Source organism: Citrobacter sp. RHBSTW-00570, assembly GCF_013739755.1.
Taxonomy (GTDB): Bacteria; Pseudomonadota; Gammaproteobacteria; order Enterobacterales; family Enterobacteriaceae; genus Citrobacter; species Citrobacter braakii.
Genome location: NZ_CP056399.1, coordinates 4,858,419 through 4,883,534, shown reverse-complemented (window position 1 = coordinate 4,883,534; position 25,116 = coordinate 4,858,419). Strand labels below are relative to the sequence as shown.

The window sequence follows — 25,116 nt, the reverse complement described above, 5'->3', positions numbered from 1 at the left end:
ATTAACTGCATGATTTAATTTAAATATTTCTCTCAACAAGCAATGAGGGTTTAATTATGTTCATGAACAAATGGGCAAGGCTCTGTTTTTTAATTTTAGGCGGCGGCACAATATTCAAACTTTCAAGTATGAAAGACGTTTTCTATGTGCCAATGCAAAGTGACTGGGGTTTAACCAATACGCAAATTGGTTTAAGTTTTACTGTTTATACGATTGTTCAGACAACCGGGCTTTTTCTGTCGCTCTATATCGCAGACCGTTACTCCAAGAAAATATTATTACCATTTGGTCTGATCGGCGTTGGGCTATGCGGTTTATATTTGGCGACGCTACCGTCATTTACCGGTTATCTTATTTGCTTTGCCGCAATGGCGTTCTTTGCCGATGTGGTTTATTGGCCGGTGTTATTGAAAGCTGTGCGTCTGCTAGGTACGCAAGAAGAACAAGGGCGTATGTTTGGCTTTTTAGAAGCCGGACGTGGCGTGGTGGATGTTATCGTCGCTTCTGGCGCTCTGTTTGTTTTCGTCCAGTTTGGTGAAGGTAAAGCGGGGATGCAGGCTGGACTGCTGTTTTATACGCTAATTACGCTGGCTGCGGGCGTTCTCACTTACTTTATTGTCGATGATGACAAAGTGAAAGGCGGCGAGAAAACCAGTGCCAACATGGAAGTCTTAAAGGGTATCAAACATGTGTTGTCCTGCCCTAACGTCTGGCTGGCTTCTTTAGGGATTTTCTTCGTTTACGCCGCGTACTGTGGCCTGACTTACTTCATCCCATTCTTAAAAGATATCTACATGCTGCCGGTAGCGCTCGTCGGCGCGTACGGCATCATCAACCAGTATGCATTGAAAATGGTGGGAGGGCCGATTGGTGGGCTGCTGGCGGATAAGGTTGCTAAATCACCTACGGTTTACCTGAAGTGGACGTTTCTGATCTCTGCTGCTGCTATGGTTGTTTTTATGCTGTTGCCACATCAAACGATGAATGTGTATATCGGTATGGCGGCGACGCTTGGATTTGGGGCGATTATTTTCTCACAGCGCGCCATTTTCTTTGCACCAATGGATGAGATTGGTACCCCGCGTGAATATGCCGGTTCGGCGATGGCATTTGGCTGTATCATCGGTTATATGCCCGCCATGTTTGCGTATACGTTATACGGCTATTTACTGGATACCAATAGCGGCATCACGGGCTATAACTATGTCTTTAGCGTGATGATTGCGTTCAGCTTAATGGGCTTTATCTGTTCGACCATTCTGGTGAAGCGGATTAAAAAGCAAAAGCTAGCGGCTGCGACTGTGGCAGCATAATGTGAGAACTTCCCCGGTACGACGTTACCGGGGAAGCCTGTTAAGCGCGTTTATACAGCGGCAACCAAATTACCAGCCGTAAACCACCCAGCGGGCTGTCTTCGGCTTTCACCCAGCCACGATGCTGTTGGATTGCGGTTTCAACAATCGCCAGACCCAGACCTGTTCCGCCAGACTCGCGATCGCGCGCCTCATCGGTACGATAGAACGGACGGAAAATCTGTTCTCGGTCTTCAGGGCTAACGCCCGGGCCATCGTCGTCGACGGTGATGGTAATCCCATCGATATCCACCGCGAAGCCAACTTCAATCTGCGTGTGTGAATAACGCAGGGCATTGCGCACAATGTTTTCCAGCGCGCTTTCCAGCGCATTTGGGTTGCCGTACAGTGGCCACGGACCCGGCGGGAAATTCACCGTGAGTGATTTACCCATCTGCTCGGCTTCAAAGGCGGCGTTATCCAGCACTTCGCCCCACAGCTGATTGGCTTTCACCGTTTCACTGACCAGCGCGTTTTTCTGCTGATTGCGTGACATCACCAGCAGGTCGTTGATCATGCTGTCCAGCCGATGTGCTTCTGTTTCAATACGCTCCAGCTCTTTGCTTTCACCGCTACGACGGCGCAGCAGCGCGGTGCCCAACTGCAGACGCGTCAACGGCGTTCTCAACTCGTGGGAGATGTCCGACAGCAGGCGTTGCTGCGAGGTCATCATTCGCTCCAGCGCCGTCACCATCTGGTTAAAGCTGGCGCCTGCCGCCAGAAACTCCTGCGGACCGGCTTCCAGTTCCGGATGCTGACGCAGGTTGCCCTGGGCCACTTCATCCGCCGCGTTTTTCAACTTACGCGCCGGTTTCGCCAGACTCCAGGCAAGCCAGAGCAATAGCGGAGAGCTGACTAACATGGTGACAATCAGCAACAACAGCGGTCGGTCGAACAACAGATTGATAAAGTCAGATTGTGAGCTGCTGGCAGGTCGAATGAGATACAGCTGGTAGTTATCTTCGCCGTCTCTGACGGAGAAAGGCCCGACCATCTCAACGCGACCGTATTTTTTCTTTTGCGGATGGTCGGCGTTATCGGCCTGACCAATAAAGTTACGAATGATCTGCATTTCGTTGCGTTCTGCGCCGATCACACGTCCTTCCGTCGTAACAAGCAATAACCGCTGTCCTGGGGGCGCCCACTTGTCTATCGCCCGAAACAAGCGACGCCACCACATTAAATCATTGGGTGGATCGTTCGCCAGTTCAGCTTCAACGTGTTGCTCAATCATCAACCCCTGGCGCTGCTCGCTGTCCAGTAGCTCGGTCATCTGGCGTGAATCAAGCTTGGGTAACATCAGTACCAACATCAACACCAGTGCCAGCGTCAACCAGAAGATGGCAAAGATGCGCGCGGTTAAGCTCCCTATCATGAAGCGGAGACCATCAGGTAGCCGCGACCGCGCAGGGTTTTAAACCACGGGTGTCCGTCTTTACGTTCTGGCAGCTTACGACGCAGGTTCGAGATATGCATGTCGATCGCGCGATCGAAAGGTGTCAGGCGTTTGCCCAGCACTTCCTGGCTCAGGTGTTCACGCGAAACCACCTGACCGAGATGCTGTGCCAGCAAATAGAGCAGGGTGAATTCGGTGCCGGTTAATTCCAGGGTTTGCCCGTCAAAGCTGGCTTCCTGGCGACCCGGATTAAGGCTTAACGCATCCACTTCCAGAGTCGGCGAACCGTTGTCGCTGTTCTGCTGCTGTTCGCTCCAGTGTGAGCGACGCAAAATAGCGCGGATGCGCGCGACCAGTTCACGGTCGTTAAACGGTTTGGGTAAATAGTCGTCCGCGCCCAGCTCAAGGCCAAGTACGCGATCCAATTCGCTGCCGCGAGCGGTCAGCATGATTACGGGTGTCTGGTGTGTCTGACGAAGTGCTTTCAGCGTATCAATGCCATTTTTCTTCGGCATCATGACGTCGAGCAAAAGTAAATCGATGCTGTCATCCAGAAGCTCAAGCGCCTGTTCCCCATCATAGGCAACCAGCACATCGAAACCTTCCATTTCGAGCAACTCCTTTAACAGGGAAGTCAGCTCTCGGTCATCATCAACTAACAGGATTTTATTCATTGTTTACGTACCTCCGAGGCAGAAATTACGTCATCAGGCGTCGCTAATCTATGACTTTACGTTGTTTTACACCCCCTGACGCATGTTTGCAGCCCGAATCGTAAACTGTCTCTCGTTGAATCGCGACAGAAAAGATTTTGGGAGCAAGTGATGGGCAAAGTTACCGCTGCCGTCATGGCCTCAACGCTGGCACTGAGTACTTTAAGCCATGCAGCTGAAGTCGTCACAGGCGATCACTGGCACCTGGGTGAAGGCTCCGCGCAACGCAGCGTTCAGAGCCACATGTTCGACGGTATCAGTTTAACCGAACATCAACGTCAACAGATGCGAGATTTAATGCAGCAGGCAAGACACGAACAGCCTCCTGTTAATGTTAGCGAAATGGAGACAATGCATCGCCTTGTCACCGCAGAGAAATTTGATGAACGCGCTGTGCGCGCTCAGGCAGAAAGAATGGCGCAAGAACAGGTTGCCCGCCAGGTTGAAATAGCCAAGGTTCGCAACCAGATGTATCGCCTGTTAACGCCCGAGCAGCAAGCGGTTTTAAATGAGAGACATGAACAACGAATGGAGCAACTGCGCGACGTAGCGCACTGGAAAAAAAGCTCATCGTTGAATTTATTGAGTAGTAGCAACTCACGTTCCCAGTAGTACCCCTGTTTTCCTTGCCATAGACACCATCCCTGTCTTCCCCCACATGATGTGGGGGTTTTTTTTGCCCAAAATTTGTCACTCGGTTATTGCCTGACTGTTTTACTTCATCCGTTATACTAGCGGCATATCCTGGCAGGAGTGTTTATGAATCAAACCTATGGGCGGCTGGTTAGCCGGGCGGCTATCGCGGCGACCGTGATGGCATCGCTGTTACTTTTGATCAAGATTTTTGCGTGGTGGTACACCGGATCGGTCAGTATTCTGGCAGCGCTGGTGGATTCTTTGGTGGACATCGCCGCGTCGTTAACCAACCTGTTGGTGGTGCGCTATTCTTTGCAACCGGCCGATGATGAACATACGTTCGGACACGGAAAAGCGGAATCGCTGGCGGCGCTGGCGCAAAGCATGTTTATTTCCGGTTCGGCGCTGTTTTTATTCCTGACCGGGATTCAGCATCTCATCCAACCCACGCCAATGAAAGATCCTGGCGTCGGGGTGGTTGTCACCATCATTGCGTTAGTGTGTACAATCATTCTGGTCTCGTTTCAGCGCTGGGTGGTGAAGCGCACGCAAAGTCAGGCCGTTAGGGCGGATATGCTTCATTATCAGTCTGATGTTATGATGAACGGTGCAATTCTCGTGGCGCTTGGGCTGGCATGGTACGGCTGGCATCGCGCAGATGCCTTGTTTGCGCTCGGGATTGGCATCTATATTTTATATAGTGCATTACGCATGGGTTATGAGGCGGTACAGTCTTTGCTGGATCGCGCTTTACCCGATGAAGAACGTCAGGAAATTATTGATATTGTGACGTCATGGCCTGGAGTCAGCGGCGCTCACGATCTTCGCACGCGGCAGTCAGGGCCGACCCGCTTTATTCAGATTCATTTGGAAATGGAAGATAATCTGCCGCTCGTTCAGGCGCATTTAGTGGCTGAACAGGTAGAGCAGGCAATTTTACGGCGTTTCCCGGGATCGGATGTCATCATTCATCAGGATCCCTGTTCGGTCGTACCCAAGGAAGGCAAGATGTTTGAGCTTTTATAATTCGTTGTAAAAAAAGTGAACCGGGCCAGCATTTTGTGTATAAATTACCACCATTTGGCCTGACCTGAATCAATTCAGCAGGAAGTGATTGTTATACTATCTGCATATTCGTTGGATCGTTTCGATATGCGGAATCGACTTCCGGCAGCAGATTTCATTTTGCATTCCAAAGTTCAGAGGTAGTCATGATTAAGAAAATCGGTGTGTTGACAAGCGGCGGTGATGCGCCGGGCATGAACGCAGCAATCCGTGGTGTTGTACGTGCAGCGTTGACGGAAGGGCTGGAAGTCATGGGGATCCATGATGGCTACCTGGGTTTGTATGAAGACCGTATGGTTCAACTTGACCGCTACAGCGTGTCCGACATGATCAACCGTGGCGGTACATTCCTCGGTTCTGCCCGCTTCCCGGAATTCCGCGACGAAAACGTGCGTGCCGTGGCTATCGAAAACCTGAAAAAGCGTGGCATTGACGCGCTGGTTGTTATCGGTGGTGACGGTTCTTACATGGGGGCAAAACGCCTGACTGAAATGGGCTTCCCATGCATCGGTCTGCCTGGCACTATCGACAACGATATCAAAGGCACCGACTACACCATCGGTTATTTCACCGCTCTGGGTACCGTAGTCGAAGCGATTGACCGTCTGCGTGATACCTCTTCTTCTCACCAGCGTATTTCCATCGTTGAAGTGATGGGCCGCTACTGTGGCGATCTGACTCTGGCGGCTGCCATTGCTGGTGGCTGTGAGTTCGTGGTGGTTCCGGAAGTGGAATTCAGCCGTGACGATCTGGTTGCTGAAATCAAAGCAGGCATCGCGAAAGGTAAAAAACACGCGATTGTGGCGATCACTGAGCACATGTGTGACGTTGACGAACTGGCGCATTACATCGAGAAAGAAACGGGTCGTGAAACGCGCTCAACCGTACTGGGTCACATCCAGCGTGGTGGTTCTCCGGTGCCTTACGACCGTATCCTGGCGTCCCGTATGGGCGCATATGCCATTGAACTGCTGTTGGCAGGTCACGGCGGTCGCTGTGTAGGTATTCAGAACGAGCAACTGGTTCACCACGACATCATCGACGCGATTGAAAACATGAAGCGTCCGTTCAAAGGTGACTGGCTGGACTGCGCGAAAAAACTGTACTGATTGTTTTTTCCGCGCCTGATGGCGCTAAGCGCATCAGGCCTACAGGTTGTAAAGACTTGTAGGCCTGATGAGCCGCTAACCACCATTCGGCACCATTCCCCGCATTTATTCCCCCAAGTTATAGCAAATCTTTTTTTATTCTTTAATGTTTGGATACCTTTCTGGCACGCTTTGCTCATCACAACACCACATAAGAGAGCTGGGCGATGAACAAATGGGGCGTAGGGTTAACATTATTGCTGGCATCGACCAGCGTTATGGCAAAGGATATTCAGTTACTTAACGTATCGTACGATCCAACGCGTGAACTGTACGAGCAGTACAATAAGGCCTTCAGCGCGCACTGGAAGCAGGAAACGGGCGACAACGTCGTGATCCGCCAGTCGCACGGCGGTTCGGGTAAACAAGCGACCTCCGTCATTAACGGTATTGAAGCCGATGTCGTGACGCTGGCGCTGGCTTACGATGTGGATGCCATTGCTGAACGTGGTCGTATCGATAAAAACTGGATTAAGCGTCTGCCGGATAACTCCGCGCCATACACCTCCACCATCGTTTTCCTGGTCCGCAAAGGCAACCCCAAACAAATTCATGACTGGAACGATCTGATCAAACCAGGCGTGTCGGTCATTACACCAAACCCGAAAAGCTCAGGCGGCGCACGCTGGAACTATCTGGCGGCATGGGGCTACGCCTTGCACCACAACAACAACGATCAGGCCAAGGCACAAGACTTCGTGAAGGCCCTGTATAAGAATGTTGAAGTGCTGGACTCCGGTGCGCGTGGCTCAACCAATACCTTCGTTGAACGCGGTATCGGTGATGTGCTGATCGCCTGGGAAAACGAGGCCCTGCTGGCGACAAACGAGCTAGGCAAAGACAAATTCGAGATAGTGACGCCGAGTGAATCTATCCTCGCGGAACCGACCGTTTCCGTGGTCGACAAAGTCGTGGAAAAGAAAGACACCAAAACGGTGGCGGAAGCCTACCTGAAATATCTCTATTCTCCGGAAGGTCAGGAAATTGCAGCGAAAAACTACTATCGTCCGCGTGATGCAGACGTTGCGAAGAAATACGAAAATGCATTTCCGAAGCTGAAACTGTTCACCATCGACGAAGAGTTTGGCGGCTGGACGAAAGCGCAGAAAGAGCACTTCTCTAACGGTGGTACGTTTGACCAGATCAGCAAGCGCTAAATAAGTCTGTGATTTACCGACCCGGTGGCATAACGCGACCGGGTTTTTTATTTGTCATGGTTTTGCGTTACCCTTGCCCTTCAATGAGATACAGGGAACGCGTAATGAAAAAAGCAGGCTATCTTTTACTGGCGGTGATTGTAGTCGCCGCTGCTGCAGGTATCGGGTACTGGAAATTCACCGGTAACCCGGACGCATTACGCCAGATTGTTCTTCAGCAATGCCTGCCGCACCAGTTGCAGCAGCAGGATCCCGCGCCGTGCGCCGAAGTGAAACCGGATGCCGGATATGTGGTGTTCAAAGATCGTAACGGCCCACTGCAATACCTGTTGATGCCGACCTGGCGCATCAACGGAACGGAAAGCCCGCTGCTGCTGAAATCAGGTACGCCGAACTTTTTCTGGCTGGCCTGGCAGGCGCGCAGCTTTATGAGCCAAAAATACGGTCAGGAAATCCCTGACAAAGCGGTATCGCTGACTATTAACTCGCGTAGCGGGCGTACGCAAAATCATCTGCATATTCATATCTCCTGCCTGCGAACCGATGTCAGAAAACAGCTGGATGACAATCTGGCGAAAATCAGCACTCGTTGGCTGCCATTACCGGGTGGGCTGCGCGGTCATGAATATCTGGCGCGTCGCGTCACGGAAAATGAACTGGCGCAACGCAGCCCGTTTATGATGCTGGCAGAAGAGGTGCCGGATGCGCGTGAGCACATGGGCAGCTATGCGCTGGCGATGGTGCGTCAGAGCGATGAGTCCTTTGTCCTGCTGGCGACCCAGCGCAATCTGTTGTCGCTCAATCTCGCCTCCGCTGAGGAAATTCAGGATCATCAATGTGATATTCTGCGTTAACCCCACCTAATCTGGCATTTACTCCGCATGTCTGTCCCCGTATTCTTGTTGAAAAAAACAACAGGAGACAGGCATGTCGCTCTGGCTTACATACCCTCTGTTTATCCCCTCTCTGGTGATTGGCATTACCATCCTGCTCTGGGCGACGTCGCTACTGCCGGAGTTTATAACGGCGCTGCTGTTCTTTGCCGTAGCAATGGTCGCCAAAATCGCACCTGCGGATGTGATCTTTGGCGGATTTGCGTCTTCGGCATTCTGGCTGGTCTTTAGTGGTTTTGTGCTGGGTATCGCGATTCGCAAAACGGGGCTGGCGGACAGGGCGGCGAGAGCGCTGTCATCGCGATTGACCGATTCCTGGCCGTTAATGGTGGCGAGCGTGGTGCTGCTCAGTTACGCGCTGGCGTTTGTGATGCCGTCCAATATGGGGCGTATTGCGCTGCTGATGCCGATTGTTGCCGCAATGGCGAAGCGTGCCGGAATTAACGAGGGTACGCGCGCCTGGTATGGTCTGGCGCTGGCCGTCGGGTTTGGGACGTTCCAGCTTTCCGCGACCATTTTACCCGCTAACGTGCCCAATCTGGTAATGAGCGGCGCGGCGGAAGGCTCTTACGGCATCCACCTCAATTATCTTCCCTATTTGCTGCTGCATACGCCGGTTCTGGGCTGGCTTAAAGGCGCGGTGCTCATCATGCTTATCTGCTGGCTGTTCCCTGGCAAGCCCCACGCACCGCGCGATCTCACGCCAGCGGAACCAATGAGCCGGGATGAAAAACGCCTGGCCTGGATGCTAGCAGTGGTGCTGCTGCTGTGGGTAAGTGAAAGCTGGCACGGTATAGGGCCTGCGTGGACCGGGCTGGCGGCGGCGGTTATCACGCTGCTACCACGGGTTGGTTTTATCAATGGCGACGAGTTTTCCTCCGGGGTAAATATCAGGACCTGCATTTACGTGGCGGGGATTCTGGGGTTGGCAATTACCGTTACCCAGACCGGCATTGGCAATGCAGTGGGCGAGGCGCTGTTACAGGTGATGCCGCTGGATGCGGAAAAACCATTTACCAGCTTTCTCGCGCTGACCGGCATTACCACCGCACTCAATTTTATTATGACGGCGAACGGCGTTCCGGCGCTGTATACCACTCTGGCGCAAAGTTTTGCCGATGCGACTGGGTTCCCGCTGCTGTCGGTAATTATGATTCAGGTATTGGGGTATTCCACACCGCTACTGCCGTATCAGGCTTCGCCGATTGTGGTGGCGATGGCGCTTGGGAAAGTGCCTGCGAGGGCGGGGATGCTGCTGTGTATCGCGCTGGCGACGGCAACATATCTGCTTCTTCTGCCGCTGGATTATCTGTGGTTTAGCGTGTTGGGTAAGTTGTAAAAAAAAGCCCGGTAGCGCTAACGCTTACCGGGCCTACAGTCTTGGAGGGCGGGTCAGCGAAGCGCTACCCGCCTCAACAGCATTACGCCTGTTTAGCCGCTTCTGCTGCTTTAACGATGACCGCGAAGGCATCTGCTTTCAGAGAAGCACCGCCAACCAGCGCGCCATCGATATCCGGCTGAGCGAACAGTTCTGCTGCATTAGCTGCGTTTACGGAACCGCCGTACTGGATGATAACTTGTTCAGCGATTTTCGCGTCAGCTTTAGCAATGTGGTCACGAATGAATTTGTGAACAGCCTGAGCCTGAGCAGGAGTTGCAGATTTACCGGTACCGATAGCCCATACTGGTTCGTAAGCGATAACGACGCCTTCGAATGCTGCCGCGCCCTGAGTTTTCAGAACGGCGTCGATCTGACGTGCACAGACTTCTTCAGTTTTGCCCGCTTCGTTTTCTGCTTCGGTTTCACCGATGCACAGAACCGGAGTCAGACCTTGTTCTTTCAGCACGGCGAATTTTTTAGCGATCAGCTCGTCAGACTCTTTGTGGTAAGTACGACGCTCAGAGTGACCGATAATGATGTACTGCGCGCCGATATCTTTCAGCATTTCAGCACTTGTTTCACCGGTAAATGCGCCAGACAGGTTCAGGTCAACGTTCTGCGCGCCCAGGATAATGTGGCTACCGGCAGCGGCGTGTTTCGCCAGGTCGATATACATTTCCGGCGGAGCGATTGCTACTGCACAGCCAGCAACGCCAGCCAGTTCTTTACGCAGATTAGCAACCAGTTCGTTTACCATGTGGCGGCTGCCGTTCAGTTTCCAGTTACCCATCACTAAAGGATGTCGCATTTCATTTCTCCACGCTTGTCAGCGAATTAAGGAATATGGCCGCCCGTCAGGGCAGCATGGTCTGTGAAACAGTATAGAGATTCGTCTGCGGAAAGGCTTTGCTTTTTGTCATCAATTCGCCTTCTCAAGACTTTCTGATAGTGCCAGCTTAATCGGTTCAACAGCGAAGGTCAGCCCTTTTTCACCGTTATCTGCCACAACATAGCGAATGGCGCCTTCTGTTTCGGCGTAATAGTGTTTACCTTTGCCGGCAGCGAGCAGTTTTTGCAGCTTTTTCTGGCTCTGCTCTTTCGTGAGTAGCGGGGCGACGGTACGAATGACGGCGGTCATGTATTCCAGCGCTTTCGCTTTGGCCGCCTTTTGTTCTGGTCCCTGAATCGGCAACCAGGTTATCTGCATACTTTTGATTTTTAGCGTGCCGCGCTCAAGGGCGGAGGACGCATACAGGTTTTCATTGATTTTACTGGCCGCGCGGGTGAGGTTTGCCCGATCGCGGCTGCTGTCGATGGCGCGGAACTCATTCAGGATAAGCTTCGGATTCTGCGTATTAAAGTTTTCGCGAAACTGGCTAATCGACAGGTCAAAGGTCGGCGCACCCGCCAGTAAATAGGGGGCTGTGGTTGCCGTCGATGGCTCTTCCGCCCGTGCCGCAACGCTCGCGGTGAAGGCTGAAAACAATAATAAAAACAGTGTAAATCCTTGCTTCATCAATCGTACCTTTCGTTATGACTGCTCACGATTAAAACGGTAACTGTCGGGCTTGTCAAAAGGGTAAACTGTTCTGGAAGGTAATAATAAAGGAACTTACATGACCATACAGCAGTGGTTATTCTCATTTAAAGGGCGCATCGGGCGCCGTGATTTCTGGATTTGGATAGGTCTGTGGATCGTCGGAATGCTGGTTTTGTTCTCGCTGGCGAGCAAGCAATTACTCGATATTCAGACTGCGGCATTTTGTCTGGTTTGTCTGCTATGGCCGACGGCGGCAGTGACGGTAAAACGCCTGCACGATCGGGGACGTTCTGGAGTGTGGGCGCTGCTGATGATTTTGGCGTGGATGCTGCTGGCCGGAAATTGGACGATGTTACCCGGCGTCTGGCAATGGGCGGTTGGTCGCTTTGTTCCGACGCTCATTCTGGTCGGCATGCTCATCGATCTGGGCGCGTTCATTGGCACCCAGGACGAAAATAAATATGGTAAGGATACGCAGGACGTAAAGTACAAAGCCGAGCGCCAGTAGTTGTCGACCGGAGAAGCGCAAGCGCCGCCCGGCAACCCTCACCAGTAGTGTTCAGCAGTCATATGGCCCGGTCGACGGCGCAGGTGTTTGGTCATCTGCCGGGTCTCTTTCAGCAGTTGCTGCGTGTCGCGTACCATTTGTGGATTTCCGCATAGCATCACATGGCTGGTTTCTTTATCCATTGGCAGCCCTACCGCCTTTTCCAGTTCACCGCTTTCAATCAGCGCCGGTACACGCCCGGTCAGCGAATCTACGGCTGTCTCACGGCTAACAACCGTCTGGATGCGTAATTTACCTTCGTAGCGCTTTTCCAGCGCCTGCATCAATGGCAGGTAGCTCAAATCGGCGGCATAACGTGCGGCGTGGACCAGCACCAGATTTTTAAAGCGACCCAGATCTTTGCCTAGTTGCAGAATCGACAAATACGGGCCGATAGCCGTGCCGGTTGCCAGCATCCATAGCGTTTCGCAATCAGGGACTTCATCCAGCACGAAGAATCCAGCGGCCTCACTCACCACCTGAACTTCATCGCCAGGCTTTAGCGCCGCCAGTTGAGGGCTGAGTTTGCCGTCGGGAACCGTCACCAGATAAAATTCTAAGTCGGGGTTATCGGGCGCATTCACGTAGGAATAGGCGCGCTGTACGCGCTCACCGTCGATCTCAAGGCCAAGCTTGGTGAACTGACCTGCAGTGAAAGGAAGAACCGGAGCTCGCACGGTCAAACTAAACAGGGCATCGGTCCAGTTCTGCACCTTTGTGACTTTGCCTGTTACCCAATCTGCCATGGTTTTCTCCTGTCTGCTTTGATTGCCTTATCTTCGTTCGTTGGACGAAAGATTTCCAGCCCGGATGGGCTGGAAGGCTCTATTGATCAAATCAATTACAGGATGTGCGCCTGCACATCGGGATCTTTGCGATCGAGGTAGTGAATCGACTGAATGCGGCGGATCGTGCGTGATTTGCCGCGGATCAACAGCGTTTCGGTGGTTGCGATATTGCCTTTACGGCTGATCCCTTCCAGCAGATCGCCTTTGGTGATGCCGGTAGCGGAGAAAATGACGTTGTCGCTGCGCGCCATTTCATCCAGACGCAGCGCTTTGCCCGCTTCAATGCCCATCGCGGTGCAGCGGGCCAGTTCCTGTTCGCCAATACGACGGTTCTCTTCGCTGTCGCCTTTGACGTCATGGCGCGCCAGCAGGCGGCCCTGCATGTCGCCGTCCAGCGCGCGGATGACGGCCGCGGAAACCACGCCTTCCGGAGCGCCGCCAATACCGTACAGCACGTCCACTTCGCTGTCTGGCATACAGGTCAGAATCGAGGCCGCAACGTCGCCGTCAGGAATGGCGAAGACGCGTACGCCCAGTTTCGCCATCTCTGCAATAACCTCGTCATGGCGTGGTTTTGCCAGGATGGTGACGGTCAGGTCACTCAGTGGTTTGTTCAGCGCGGCTGCAATGTTTCGCAGGTTGGTTTCCAGCGACAGGTTCAGGTCGATGGACCCTTTTGCGCCAGGACCGACAATCAGCTTTTCCATGTACATGTCTGGCGCGTTCAGGAAACAGCCTTTATCGCCTACAGCCAGCACCGCCAGCGCATTCGCCTGGCCCATTGCCGTCATACGCGTGCCTTCGATAGGATCGACGGCGATGTCGACCGCATCACCGTGGCCGGTTCCGACTTTCTCGCCGATAAACAGCATCGGCGCTTCATCAATCTCACCCTCGCCAATCACGATGGTGCCGTCGATGTTGACCTGGTTGAGCATAATACGCATGGCGTTCACCGCCGCGCCATCAGCGGTATTTTTATCGCCGCGGCCCAGCCATTTATAGCCAGCCAGCGCGGCCGCTTCGGTCACGCGTGAAAATTCAATGGCAAGTTCTCGTCTCATTGCAAACTCGTAGCTGAAAGGAATGGCGCGAAGTGTAGCACAGGGGAGGGGACTAGATTATTGATGTGTGTGCGGGGTTGCCCCCGCACGAAGATATTGCCGGACAAGGTAAGGTCGCCATCCGGCAATGACGAATTACTCGTCGTGATCTTCCCACGCCATGGCGCGTTTGACCGCTTTTTTCCAGCCGCTGTAACGGAAATTACGCTCGGTGGTTTCGATGCCAGGGCGGAATTCACGCTCGATGACCGCTTTCTCCTGCAGTTCATCCAGATTCTGCCAGAAACCTACTGCCAGACCGGCAAGGTACGCAGCACCCAATGCGGTGACTTCGCGGACTTCCGGGCGCTCAACGCGCGTGCCGAGAATATCGGACTGGAACTGCATCAGGAAGTTGTTGGCGACCGCACCGCCATCGACGCGCAGGGCGTGCAGGCGAATACCGGAGTCAGCCTGCATCGCTTCCAGTACGTCACGGGTCTGGTAAGCGATAGACTCAAGCGTTGCGCGGATGATGTGGTTGGAGTTTACGCCACGAGTCAGGCCGAAGATGGCTCCGCGTGCATACGGGTCCCAGTACGGTGCGCCAAGGCCTGTGAATGCCGGAACGACGTACACGCCGTTGGTATCTTTCACTTTGGTGGCGAAATATTCAGAGTCGAATGCATCGCTGATGAGTTTCATTTCATCGCGCAGCCACTGGATGGATGCGCCAGCCATAAATACCGCACCTTCCAGCGCGTAGTTCACTTCCCCGGTCGGTCCACAGGCGATGGTGGTCAGTAGTCCATTTTCGGACTTAACGGCTTTCTCGCCAGTGTTCATCAGCATGAAGCAGCCGGTACCGTAAGTGTTTTTCGCCATCCCTTCCTTCACGCACAGCTGGCCAAACAGAGCGGCCTGCTGGTCACCGGCAATACCGGAGATAGGAATACGAATGCCGCCTTTACCACCGATGTTGGTCTGGCCGTACACTTCAGAAGAACGACGCACTTCTGGCAGCATTGCACGCGGAATATCCAGCGCATCCAGCATCGTGTCATCCCAATCCAGGGAGTGGATGTTGAACAGCATGGTACGAGAGGCGTTGGTGTAATCCGTTACGTGTACGCGTCCCTGCGTCATTTTCCAGATAAGCCAGGTGTCTACCGTACCGAACAGCAGTTCGCCGCGGCGAGCGCGCTCACGTGAGCCTTCTACGTGGTCGAGGATCCACTTCACTTTAGTGCCGGAAAAGTACGGGTCAATTACCAGACCCGTGTTATTACGGATGTACTCTTCCATTCCGTCGCGCTTGAGCTTTTCGCAGATATCCGCGGTACGACGACACTGCCACACAATTGCGTTATAGATAGGCTTACCGGTCTCACGCTCCCAGACGATGGTGGTTTCACGCTGGTTGGTAATACCGATCGCTGCAATTTCATCGGAACTGATATCGGCTTTCGCCAGAACTTCTACCAGCGTGGAGCTTTGGGTCGCCCAAATTTCCATTGGGTCATGTTCTACCCAACCTGCTTTCGGGTAGATTTGCTCGAATTCGCGCTGTGAAACGCTAACGATATTCGCATCGTGGTCCATTACGACCGCGCGGGAGCTGGTGGTGCCCTGGTCGAGCGCAACGATATATTTTTTTTCAGTCATGATTATTTGTCCCGTAGTCACATTACTGCGAAGCTTTTTGTTGAGTGTTGGTCGCAACGTCTTTCTCTTCAATCGCGCAGACATCGCACGGTAAATGGCGACCAATCAGTTTGCGATATGCCCATGCGCCTAAAATCGCGCCGGTAATCGGGCCAAACACCGGGACCAGGAAGTAAGGGATATCACGACCACCCGTGAAGGCAATCTCACCCCATCCGGCCATCCAGGCGAAGAGTTTCGGTCCGAAGTCACGTGCCGGGTTCATCGCAAAACCTGTTAGCGGACCCATGGAAGCACCAATAACGGCGATCAACAAGCCGATCAGCAGTGGTGCCAGCGGACCACGAGGTACACCGTTACCATCGTCGGTCAGAGCCAGAATCAGCCCCATTAGAATAGCGGTAATGACCATTTCAACCGCGAAGGCCTGCACAAAATTGATATGCGGGTTCGGATAGGTCGAGAAAGTACCTGCCAGACCCAGGCTCTCGGTACTGCCGCGCACGATATGGTTAGTTTGTTCGAAATCGATGAAAAGATTGTAATAAAGCCCGTAAACCAGTGCCGCTGCGCAAAAGGCGCCGGCAATTTGCGAAATAATAAAAGGAGCAACTTTGCGTTTATCAAAACAGGCGAACAGCCAGAGTGCGATGGTTACCGCTGGATTCAGGTGTGCACCAGAAACGCCTGCGGTCAGATAGATAGCCATCGCTACCCCCAGACCCCAGATGATACTGATTTCCCACTGACCAAAAGTAGCCCCAGCAACTTTGAGTGCAGCGACACATCCCACACCGAAGAAAATCAACAACCCGGTACCGAGGAATTCAGCAATGCACTGGCCTTTTAAGGTTGATGTTTGACTCATAATCGGATCCTGAAGAGAGTTTAATGTTTATTGTATGCGAGAAGGTCACTGACATCCCCGGAGCCGGTAGGCACACTGTTAATTTATCGTTAACGCTCAAAAACGAGAAATATCGAAATTGAAATGTGTGTACTCCATCAACAAAATGAGCGTTATCGCGCCATTTCGCGGTATTTGTTATACAAAAATAATGTGAGCTGAATCATTTCAATGATCAATTCGTTAACACTTAAGAGTTATGATAGTAATGTCACCAGGAGAAAGACGAAAAGTGTTGCAAACCGCAATCTGCGCGGGATGCCGCTGGACAGGGATGACGCGGCTTCATACAATCGGTGTTAAGTAGAGTGCGCTCGTTTTTATTAAGGCGTCGCCGGTTATCGGGACGAGGATTTTTATCCATCAACGCCTTGCAATTCAGGAGAGGTATGACGATGTCATTAGAAGTGTTTGAGAAACTGGAAGCAAAAGTACAGCAGGCGATTGATACCATCACGCTGTTGCAGATGGAAATCGAAGAGCTGAAAGAAAAGAACAACTCACTGTCGCAGGAAGTTCAGTCTGCACAGCAGCAGCGTGAAGAGCTGGAGCGTGAGAACAACAACCTGAAAGAACAGCAGAACGGCTGGCAGGATCGTCTGCATGCCCTGTTGGGGCGTATGGAAGAAGTCTAATCCTCGTCATATTTCACGTTATGGCGGCGTTGGCTGCGTACATTCACCCCAGTCACATAGTGGCCTATGCTCCTGGGGATTCACTTACTTGCCGCCTTGCCCTGACGCGAAATCTATAGAGGATGTAGACTGCGAGTGCCTGTAGGCCGGATAAGGCGTAAGCCGCCAACCGGCAATCAGTGACAACGCATAAAAAAGGCACCTTGCGGTGCCTTTTTCACTTACTCGATATCGAGCGGGTCTTCGGAGAGGATTATCCCGGTGTTGTCGGCGTACAGGTGGTCGCCGGAGAAGAATGTCACGCCGCCAAAGTTGACGCGCACATCGCTTTCCCCAATACCTTCTCCTGAAGCACCTACCGGAATTGCGGCAATCGCCTGAATGCCGATATCCAGTTCTTCCAGATCGTCTACCTGGCGGACTGAGCCGTAGATGACCAGACCTTCCCATTCATTCTGTACGGCCAGTCGTGCCAGTTCGGCATCGACCAGCGCACGACGGACAGAACCGCCGCCATCGACCAGCAGAATGCGACCACGGCCATTTTGTTCGAGCAGATCGTACAGCAACCCGTTGTCCTCGAAACATTTTACCGTGATGATTTGTCCGCCAAACGACGACCGTCCTCCAAAGTTAGAGAACAGCGGTTCCACGACGTTGACATCTTCCTGATAGATGTCACAAAGCTCGGATGTATCGTATTTCATAGGCTTAACGTTCAGTTGCTGCGAGAATTTTTAGTATATCGCGCTATGTGTACTGTTGGCAAAATCATCAATTGTTAATTGATATTTGTCAGTTAAAGAGACCACTGACTTAAGAAAATTCCAACGACAAACAGCAAGTTAGTTAATAGCGCCGCTTTTACGGTGCGTTCCAGCATCGGACGCATTGCCGCAGGATCCATTTCGCGCATCACGTAACGCGCCTGTTTGAAAAGCAGCGGAGCGGCAAGGATAAACAGCCATCCCCACAGACTTTGTAGCGAAAACAGGTTAAACAGCGCCAGACAAACCAGCGTCCCCATCAGCAGGCAGGCATGGTAGCGGCGGGCATTGACGGCACCTAAACGTACTACCAGCGTGTTCTTGCCGTTCTCTCTGTCGCTGTTGATATCGCGCAGGTTGTTAACGTTGAGCACGGCAGTTGCCAGCAGGCCACAGGCGGTGGCAGGCAGAATCAGCGCCGGAATCAGCGTATGCGCCTGCAGATACCAGCTTCCCATCACGCTAAGCCAGCCAAAGAATACCAGCACGGAAATATCGCCCAGACCGATATATCCGTAAGGGCGATTACCCACGGTGTAGGTGATCGCCGCGATAATCGACAGGCCACCAAGTACCAGGAAACCGACAAAATCCGCCAGCGTGTGACAGGCCACAGCAACCAGGGCCAGACCCGACAGACAGATCAACACCACGGTAACGATCAGCGCACGCTTCATCTGCTGTTGGGTGATAACCCCTTTTTGCATACCGCGCAGTGGTCCAATGCGGTCGGGCTTGTCGCTGCCTTTGACGGCATCGCCATAGTCGTTAGCGAGGTTGGACAGAATTTGCAGCAGTCCTGCCGTAATCAATGCCAACAGAGCAACCAGCGGATCGAAGTATCCTTGCCACCATGCTAATGCCGTACCGACGATGATCGCCGCGAAGGCGAGCGGTAAGGTCTTAGGTCGTAAACTTTCCAGCCAGGCTTGTGAGCGGCTAATTTTTTGTTGTTCAGTCATATTTAGCGCCAATAAAAATGGGGCTTTATCAGCCCCATCAACAGTGATGAAAATGCATTGAACGCGATTATAGGATAAAACGGCTCAGATCTTCATCTGCGACCAGCGCATCCAGATGTTTGCTCACATATTCGGCATCAATTGTGATGCTTTGGCCGTTTAAATCGCTCGCATCATAGGAAATATCTTCCATCAGACGCTCGAGAACGGTATGCAGACGACGTGCACCGATGTTTTCGGTGGTTTCATTGACCTGCCAGGCCGCTTCGGCAATGCGTTTAATGCCCGATTCGGTGAAGTTGATGTCCACACCTTCGGTCGCCATCAGCGCTTTGTACTGGACGGTGATGGAGGCATTCGGTTCGGTAAGGATACGCTCAAAATCGCTGGTGGTCAGCGCCTGCAGCTCGACACGAATCGGCAGACGACCCTGCAGTTCCGGGATCAGGTCAGACGGTTTCGCTACCTGGAATGCGCCAGAGGCAATAAACAGAATGTGGTCTGTTTTCACCATACCGTGTTTAGTGGAGACCGTGCAGCCTTCAACCAGCGGCAGCAGGTCGCGCTGTACGCCTTCACGGGACACGTCCGGGCCGGAGGATTCGCCGCGCTTACAGATTTTGTCGATTTCGTCGATAAACACGATTCCGTGTTGCTCAACGGCGTCGATAGCTTCCTGTTTCAGCTCTTCCGGATTCACCAGTTTGGCCGCTTCTTCTTCAATCAGCAGCTTCATCGCGTCTTTGATTTTCAGCTTACGCGGTTTTTGCTTCTGACCGCCCAGGTTCTGGAACATGGACTGTAGCTGGCTGGTCATCTCTTCCATTCCCGGAGGCGCCATGATTTCAACGCCCATCGGTGCGGCCGCGAGATCGATTTCGATCTCTTTATCATCCAACTGGCCTTCACGCAGTTTTTTACGGAACGCCTGACGCGCTGCTGAAGGTTCCTGCGGCTGCTCTGACTGTCCCCAGTTATTTTTAGCCGGTGGGATCAGCACGTCGAGAATGCGCTCTTCCGCCATCTCTTCGGCACGGAAGCGGTTTTTCTCGATGGCCTGAACGCGGACCATTTTGATGGCAGCATCGGTCAGATCGCGGATGATAGAGTCAACTTCTTTACCAACATAGCCGACTTCGGTGAATTTCGTTGCTTCAACTTTGATGAACGGCGCGTTGGCCAGTTTTGCCAGACGACGGGCGATTTCGGTTTTACCGACGCCGGTTGGGCCAATCATCAGAATGTTTTTCGGCGTAACTTCATGGCGCAGCTCTTCGTTGAGCTGCATGCGGCGCCAGCGGTTACGCAGGGCAATCGCCACGGAACGCTTAGCGTTATCCTGGCCGATGATGTGTTTGTTCAGTTCGCTGACAATTTCGCGTGGGGTCATTTCAGACATGGGGGATCCTTACGCTTTGGAGTTCAATTCTTCGATGGTATGGAAGTGGTTGGTATAAATGCAGATATCCCCTGCAATATCCAACGCTTTCTCAGCAATCTCGCGTGCGCCAAGCTCGGTGTTTTCCAGCAGAGCGCGTGCAGCAGCCTGGGCGTAGGGACCGCCGGAGCCGATGGCAATCAGATCGTTTTCTGGCTGGATGACGTCGCCGTTACCGGTGATGATGAGTGATGCAGTTTCATCCGCAACGGCCAGCAGCGCTTCGAGTTTGCGCAGCATACGGTCGGTACGCCAGTCTTTTGCCAGTTCAACGGCAGCTTTCACCAGGTGACCCTGGTGCATTTCCAGCTTGCGTTCAAACAGTTCAAACAGCGTGAATGCATCCGCAGTACCGCCCGCAAAGCCCGCGATGACTTTGTCGTTGTACAGACGGCGGACTTTCTTCACGTTGCCTTTCATTACGGTGTTACCCAGTGTGGCCTGACCATCACCGGCGATTACCACATGGCCGTTACGGCGTACGCTTACTATTGTTGTCACGAGCAGACCCCTTGGTTACAAATGCAAAACACAGGCCCCGCGCAGTATGCGGGGCGTAATGCAAGTATAGATGGGGGGGATTTTGGGGGTTTCAACCCCCAGTGGCGAGTCGAATGCAGTTTGTGTGACCAGCAACTTTCAGGCGGCTGATGGTGTTGTCGGCATTCTCTTTGCCTTTGACCGGACCAATGACCACGCGATTCCAGCCGTTATTGGTGGTAATACGTGAGTTGAAGCCTTCAAAAGCCAACTGCGCGCGCACGGTTTCTGCCTGCTCAGCGCCTTTAAATGAGCCGCACTGTACCATCCAGCGGCGTTCATCTTTTTTCTCCGCCGTCTGTTTTGGCGGCTGCGTTTCATTTGTTATCGGCGCGGCCGGCTGCGTTTTCGGCTGAGCGGCGGTGGTATGCGCAGGTGTTTGCAGTAGATCCTGATACGGCTGTTGGGCCGCCGGTTTTGGCTGCGCCTTCGGCTGCTGTACCGGTGCGGCTTGCGCAGTACGCGTTTGCTGCTGCTGGTACGGCTGTTCTGTTACCCGTTGGCGCGGCTGTTGAGCCTGCTGTTGGGTGTTATTCCACTGCTGCTGTTGCACCTGACGTTGACGCTGCAGCGTTTGCTGGCGTTGTTCCGCAGTTTGTTCGTTCCACGGTACTTCGTTGAGCTGCGTTGGCTGTTGGCGCATATCGGCCTGCATTTGCGCCAACAACTGGCGCTGCTCATTGGTAAGCTGATCGGCGTTCAGTACCTCGCCGCCTGCAGACGGTTCGGTAGGCGCACGTACGCCAGGCTGACGGCTTTCCAGCTCTTTGATGTATCGCCAGCGCTCTTCCGGTTTTGGCGGGATGCCATTACCGGTGACTTTCTGGTTTTGCAGCGTTTCGGACTCTTCTTTCTTGTGATGCGTAATGAAGTACAGACCACCGATAAAGGTCACGAGTACGGCTGCAGCAATAGCAACCATAGCGGGCGATACCGCAGGCGTATTGCGTTGTTTTTTCCGTGATGTGCTCTTCTTGCGCCGCGAAGGTGCCGGTTGGCCGCGACGTACATAATCTCGTTGTGCCACTATCGTTTCGCTGTATTTATTCGTTCGTCAGCCCGCCATGTTACTTAAGCGGCGGGCCTTTGACCAGACAGGGGAGTCCGAAAGCACTTTACTTTACGTCAGTGCCCGGGTAGTGCCCCGAATAATAAGCTCGCAGTCCAGTAAACGTGAGCCACTGCTGACGTTCTGACCTTGTAGTTGATCGAGCAGTAACAGCATAGCTTCACGTCCGATATCGAAACGCGGCTGTGCGACGGTTGTCAGGGGTGGATCACAAAATTCCGTGAGCGAAATATTATCAAAGCCAATGATGGATAAATCGTCAGGTACCTTCAGACCCTGACGTTTGGCGTAAGAGAGTGCCCCCAGCGCCATGACATCGCTGTGGCAAAAGACCGCAGTAGGTGGCTGTGGAAGCTCAAGGAGTTGCTTAAGCGCATTGGCTCCCGCTTCATAGGTAAAGTCACCACGCGCGATGAAATGCGGATCGACCGTAATTCCACTGCGGCGCAATGCCTGAACGTAACCTTGCAGACGGTAATGGCACAGCGGCATATCCTCTGGTCCGGCGATACAGCCAATGCGTTTATGCCCCAGTTCCAGCAGATAGTTCATCGCGTTGAAGGCGGCGGTGAGATTATCAATGTGCACGGTGGGGAGTTCCAGCTCTGGCGCGAACTCGTTGGACATGACCATCGGCGGCAAGTTGCGCTGCTCTTCCACGCTGGCATCAAACGGCAGTCGCGAACTGAGCAGCACCATGCCATCGATCTGCTTGGTGATAATGAGGTTGAGGAAGGTCTTTTCCTGCTGATTCTGGTGGGCGCAGTCGCCGATAAGCACCAGATATCCCTGCTCAGCGGCGGTCACTTCTATGCCGCGAATCACTTCGCTAAAAAACGGATCGCAGATATCCGGCACAATCACCAGAATGGTACGTGATTCATTACGCTTAACGTTGCGTCCCATTGATTGGGGTAAATATCCCACTTCCAGCGCAGCCTGTTCAACCTTGTTACGGGTTGACTGCGAGACTTTGTCCGGGTTCATTAATGCGCGGGATACGGTTGCCGTTGAGACTTTCGCCTTCAGAGCAACATCTTTCATCGTAGCGGCGGCAACCTGCTTATTCGGTTTCACTCTTTCTCCTCGCCAGAGAGCTGCTGGCACAGACTCGTCCTTGAATAGCCTTCATCTGAAACATTTTTATCAGATAGTTAATGGAAGCGGTTACAGAATTTTCATAAAAAGTGTGATGGATCTTTAATTTTACGATCCGCCTCGCATCGTGAGGGATTATCCCTCGATGGGATCGACATCCAGCACCCATTTAACCTTACGTGCATCGGGTAACGTATTGATCAGCGCCAGCGTACCGCTGACGATATGCTGCAGGCGAATTCGCGACGGATGTTGCAACAAAATTTGCCAGCGATAGCGACCGCCGCGCTTGGGGGCCAGGGCGGGAACCGGGCCGAGCACCCACAGTTTGTCATCGGCAAGCGGACTGGCCTGGATCAGATTTCGCAACTGTTGTAAGAACATTGGCGCATGCTGGTTGTTATGATCTTCTGCCCGCACGATCACATGGCTGGTCCACGGTGGAAGCTGGAGCGTTTGTCGCTCGGCCAGCGCCTGCTCGGCAAACGCGTCATAACCTTTGTACAGCAAAGTTTGCAGCAGCGGATGCTCAGGATGGTGCGTTTGTAGCACCACTTCGCCCTGTTTCCCGGCGCGTCCTGCTCGCCCGGAGACCTGCGTGTAAAGCTGGGCGAAGCGTTCTGCCGACCGGAAATCTGCAGAGAACAGCGCGCCGTCAACGTCCAGAAGCGCCACCAGGGTGACGTCCGGGAAGTGGTGGCCTTTGGCCAGCATTTGCGTGCCGATCAGAATTCGTGCGCCGCCGCGATGTACTTCCGCCAGATGCTGCTCCAGCGACCCTTTACGGCTGGTGGTGTCGCGATCGATGCGTGAGATTGGCACGCCGGGGAAAAAAGGGGCCAGAGCCTGCTCAAGCTGTTCGGTGCCGAGTCCAACCGGAACCATATGCGTTGAGCCGCAGGAAGGGCACTGACGTGGTATTGGGCGCTGGCTGTCGCAGTGGTGGCAGCGTAAATGGTGCTGTGCCTGATGCAGCGTGTAGTAGTGATCGCAGCGCGGACATTCGGCAATCCAGCCGCAGTCATGGCACAGCAGTGCAGGAGCAAAGCCCCGGCGGTTCAAAAACAGAATCACCTGGTTATCCGCCTGCAGGTGCTGACGCATACGGGTGATAAGCGCAGGGGCGAGTCCGGCCTGCACCTGCTGACCTTTGAGATCCAGCACGTGCTGAGTGGCGGGGCGCGCATTTCCGGCACGTCGCGTCAGGCGTAGCATGCGATATTTTTTCTGTCGCACGTTGCACAGCGTTTCCAGAGCCGGAGTGGCTGAGCCGAGAATAATCGGGATCTGCTCGCTGTGGGCGCGATAAACCGCGAGATCGCGCGCATGATAGCGCCAGCCTTCCTGCTGTTTATAAGAGCTGTCATGCTCTTCGTCGATGACAATCACGCCGAGATTTTTAAACGGTGTAAACAGCGACGAGCGCGTGCCGATAACAATCGCCGCTTCGCCATTTTTTGCTTTCAGCCAGGCCGAAAGACGTTCGCTGTCGTTCAAACCGGAGTGCAGGACTTCGACTGGCGCATTGAAGCGTTCGCGAAAACGGGCAATAGTTTGCGGCGTCAGGCCAATCTCCGGCACCATCACCAGCGCCTGTTTGCCCTGGGCCAGGACATTTTCCAGTACGCTTAGATAGACCTCTGTTTTGCCTGAGCCCGTCACGCCCGCTAATAGCCAGGCGCTAAAACTGTCCGCGGCGCTGTGAATCGCCCCGACGGCGGTGGCTTGCTCGGTGTTCAGTCGAAGACGCTCACCGGAAACCGCGTAGTGGGTACGCCAGTCGCTAAAACCAGGCGTTTCGCTCGCCAGATCGCACAGCCCTTTTTTCCGCAGCGCCTGTAATGCGGCGTCATTAAATTCGAGCTCAGCCACCTGGTCGCGCCAGATTTTTCCCTGGCGTAGCGCAGCCAGCGCCTGCTGTTGCTTGGGAGAGCGCTTGAGGCTGTTGAGATCAATAACCTGACCTTCTTCAGTGGCAAACCAGTACCATATGGGCGCGTTTGTCGCCGGGCGTCCCTGGCGCAGCAGGATCGGCAGGGCATGAAACAGTACGTCGCCGATAGGGTGATGGTAATAGTCAGCCGCCCACAACAGCAGACGCCAGACGGAGGTCGAAAAAACCGGCTCGCTGTCCAGCACTTCGAGAACGGCTTTCAATTCGCTCAGCGGCAGTTCGCTGTGCTCGCTGACGGATAGAACGATGCCCACGCGCTCCTGTTGCTTGCCAAAGGGCACGCGTACACGACACCCAGCTTTGGCGCTCATGCCTTCCGGCAGCAGGTAGTCAAAGGTGCGAGGTAGCGGAACGGGTAAGGCAACGTGCGCAACGGGCATTGAATCATCCTGACTTGAAATCTGGCGGGTTAGTATACACAT

General features: G+C 53.4%; 24 protein-coding genes. 9 read left to right on the top strand and 15 right to left on the bottom strand.

Annotated features, from left to right (window positions below; genetic code table 11):
- Window positions 1–62 precede the first annotated feature (62 nt).
- Window positions 63–1,313, top strand: coding sequence for an MFS transporter (locus HV237_RS23135; protein ID WP_029139693.1), 1,251 nt, complete (start codon window positions 63–65; stop codon window positions 1,311–1,313).
- A gap of 40 nt (window positions 1,314–1,353) precedes the next feature.
- Here HV237_RS23135 and cpxA read toward each other — a convergent pair whose 3' ends face one another.
- Together cpxA and cpxR are read right to left on the bottom strand one after the other, a co-directional pair.
- A complete protein-coding gene (gene cpxA / locus HV237_RS23130; RefSeq protein ID WP_016155210.1) occupies window positions 1,354–2,727 on the bottom strand; it encodes an envelope stress sensor histidine kinase CpxA in 1,374 nt (457 codons plus the stop codon).
- The gene (gene cpxR / locus HV237_RS23125) at window positions 2,724–3,422 is read right to left on the bottom strand and encodes an envelope stress response regulator transcription factor CpxR (protein ID WP_006686193.1); all 699 of its coding nucleotides are present in this window, start codon (window positions 3,420–3,422) and stop codon (window positions 2,724–2,726) included. Before cpxR ends, cpxA begins: the two co-directional genes overlap by 4 nt.
- Window positions 3,423–3,572: 150 nt before the next feature.
- Here cpxR and cpxP point away from each other — a divergent pair, with 150 nt between their 5' ends.
- The 6 genes from cpxP to HV237_RS23095 all read left to right on the top strand — a co-directional run bounded on the left by cpxP (window position 3,573) and on the right by HV237_RS23095 (window position 9,699).
- Window positions 3,573–4,073 carry a cell-envelope stress modulator CpxP gene (gene cpxP, locus HV237_RS23120; protein ID WP_016155211.1) on the top strand — a complete coding sequence of 167 codons (501 nt, stop codon included), beginning with the start codon at window positions 3,573–3,575 and terminating at the stop codon, window positions 4,071–4,073.
- A 147-nt stretch (window positions 4,074–4,220) separates the two neighbouring features.
- A complete protein-coding gene (fieF, locus tag HV237_RS23115; RefSeq protein WP_016155246.1) occupies window positions 4,221–5,123 on the top strand; it encodes a CDF family cation-efflux transporter FieF in 903 nt (300 codons plus the stop codon).
- Between the two features lie 185 nt (window positions 5,124–5,308).
- Window positions 5,309–6,271 carry a 6-phosphofructokinase gene (gene pfkA / locus HV237_RS23110; protein ID WP_003028778.1) on the top strand — a complete coding sequence of 321 codons (963 nt, stop codon included), beginning with the start codon at window positions 5,309–5,311 and terminating at the stop codon, window positions 6,269–6,271.
- A 206-nt stretch (window positions 6,272–6,477) separates the two neighbouring features.
- A complete protein-coding gene (gene sbp, locus HV237_RS23105; RefSeq protein ID WP_047357764.1) occupies window positions 6,478–7,467 on the top strand; it encodes a sulfate/thiosulfate ABC transporter substrate-binding protein Sbp in 990 nt (329 codons plus the stop codon).
- Between the two features lie 104 nt (window positions 7,468–7,571).
- A complete protein-coding gene (locus HV237_RS23100; protein WP_016155248.1) occupies window positions 7,572–8,321 on the top strand; it encodes a CDP-diacylglycerol diphosphatase in 750 nt (249 codons plus the stop codon).
- A 73-nt stretch (window positions 8,322–8,394) separates the two neighbouring features.
- Window positions 8,395–9,699 (top strand): SLC13 family permease, encoded by a 1,305-nt coding sequence (locus tag HV237_RS23095; RefSeq protein WP_181541639.1) that lies wholly within the window; start codon window positions 8,395–8,397, stop codon window positions 9,697–9,699.
- Between the two features lie 82 nt (window positions 9,700–9,781).
- On the opposite strand, the gene tpiA is transcribed toward HV237_RS23095, so the two are convergent.
- Window positions 9,782–10,549: a triose-phosphate isomerase gene (gene tpiA, locus HV237_RS23090; RefSeq protein ID WP_003028783.1), complete on the bottom strand. Its 768-nt coding sequence runs from the start codon at window positions 10,547–10,549 to the stop codon at window positions 9,782–9,784.
- Between the two features lie 111 nt (window positions 10,550–10,660).
- A complete protein-coding gene (locus tag HV237_RS23085) occupies window positions 10,661–11,257 on the bottom strand; it encodes a YiiQ family protein (protein ID WP_016155250.1) in 597 nt (198 codons plus the stop codon).
- 100 nt (window positions 11,258–11,357) lie between these two features.
- Here HV237_RS23085 and HV237_RS23080 point away from each other — a divergent pair, with 100 nt between their 5' ends.
- Entirely contained in the window at window positions 11,358–11,789 is a 432-nt protein-coding gene (locus HV237_RS23080) for a DUF805 domain-containing protein (RefSeq protein WP_047357763.1), read from the top strand.
- Window positions 11,790–11,827: 38 nt separating this feature from the next.
- On the opposite strand, the gene fpr is transcribed toward HV237_RS23080, so the two are convergent.
- From fpr to HV237_RS23060, 4 genes are all read right to left on the bottom strand, one after another.
- Complete coding sequence (fpr, locus tag HV237_RS23075) at window positions 11,828–12,574, bottom strand: ferredoxin--NADP(+) reductase (RefSeq protein ID WP_016157907.1); 747 nt, start codon at window positions 12,572–12,574, stop codon at window positions 11,828–11,830.
- A gap of 95 nt (window positions 12,575–12,669) precedes the next feature.
- Window positions 12,670–13,680: a class II fructose-bisphosphatase gene (gene glpX / locus HV237_RS23070; RefSeq protein ID WP_016155253.1), complete on the bottom strand. Its 1,011-nt coding sequence runs from the start codon at window positions 13,678–13,680 to the stop codon at window positions 12,670–12,672.
- A 135-nt stretch (window positions 13,681–13,815) separates the two neighbouring features.
- The gene (gene glpK, locus HV237_RS23065) at window positions 13,816–15,324 is read right to left on the bottom strand and encodes a glycerol kinase GlpK (protein ID WP_016155254.1); all 1,509 of its coding nucleotides are present in this window, start codon (window positions 15,322–15,324) and stop codon (window positions 13,816–13,818) included.
- A 22-nt stretch (window positions 15,325–15,346) separates the two neighbouring features.
- Window positions 15,347–16,192 carry an MIP/aquaporin family protein gene (locus tag HV237_RS23060; protein WP_016155255.1) on the bottom strand — a complete coding sequence of 282 codons (846 nt, stop codon included), beginning with the start codon at window positions 16,190–16,192 and terminating at the stop codon, window positions 15,347–15,349.
- Window positions 16,193–16,620: 428 nt separating this feature from the next.
- On the opposite strand from HV237_RS23060, the gene zapB reads away from it, so the two are divergent.
- Window positions 16,621–16,866 carry a septal ring assembly protein ZapB gene (gene zapB, locus HV237_RS23055; protein WP_019077914.1) on the top strand — a complete coding sequence of 82 codons (246 nt, stop codon included), beginning with the start codon at window positions 16,621–16,623 and terminating at the stop codon, window positions 16,864–16,866.
- A gap of 221 nt (window positions 16,867–17,087) precedes the next feature.
- On the opposite strand, the gene rraA is transcribed toward zapB, so the two are convergent.
- The 7 genes from rraA to priA all read right to left on the bottom strand — a co-directional run bounded on the left by rraA (window position 17,088) and on the right by priA (window position 25,074).
- On the bottom strand, window positions 17,088–17,573 hold the full coding sequence (rraA, locus tag HV237_RS23050) for a ribonuclease E activity regulator RraA (RefSeq protein ID WP_008787034.1): 486 nt from the start codon (window positions 17,571–17,573) through the stop codon (window positions 17,088–17,090).
- A gap of 92 nt (window positions 17,574–17,665) precedes the next feature.
- Complete coding sequence (gene menA / locus HV237_RS23045) at window positions 17,666–18,595, bottom strand: 1,4-dihydroxy-2-naphthoate polyprenyltransferase (RefSeq protein WP_016157915.1); 930 nt, start codon at window positions 18,593–18,595, stop codon at window positions 17,666–17,668.
- Window positions 18,596–18,662: 67 nt separating this feature from the next.
- Complete coding sequence (gene hslU / locus HV237_RS23040; protein ID WP_003028803.1) at window positions 18,663–19,994, bottom strand: HslU--HslV peptidase ATPase subunit; 1,332 nt, start codon at window positions 19,992–19,994, stop codon at window positions 18,663–18,665.
- A gap of 9 nt (window positions 19,995–20,003) precedes the next feature.
- Window positions 20,004–20,534, bottom strand: coding sequence for an ATP-dependent protease subunit HslV (gene hslV, locus HV237_RS23035; protein WP_003028805.1), 531 nt, complete (start codon window positions 20,532–20,534; stop codon window positions 20,004–20,006).
- 91 nt (window positions 20,535–20,625) lie between these two features.
- Window positions 20,626–21,600: a cell division protein FtsN gene (ftsN, locus tag HV237_RS23030; protein ID WP_072034356.1), complete on the bottom strand. Its 975-nt coding sequence runs from the start codon at window positions 21,598–21,600 to the stop codon at window positions 20,626–20,628.
- A gap of 93 nt (window positions 21,601–21,693) precedes the next feature.
- Window positions 21,694–22,719, bottom strand: a complete 1,026-nt coding sequence (cytR, locus tag HV237_RS23025) for a DNA-binding transcriptional regulator CytR (RefSeq protein ID WP_016157916.1) — start codon at window positions 22,717–22,719, stop codon at window positions 21,694–21,696.
- Between the two features lie 156 nt (window positions 22,720–22,875).
- Entirely contained in the window at window positions 22,876–25,074 is a 2,199-nt protein-coding gene (priA, locus tag HV237_RS23020) for a primosomal protein N' (RefSeq protein ID WP_047357762.1), read from the bottom strand.
- Window positions 25,075–25,116 lie beyond the last annotated feature (42 nt).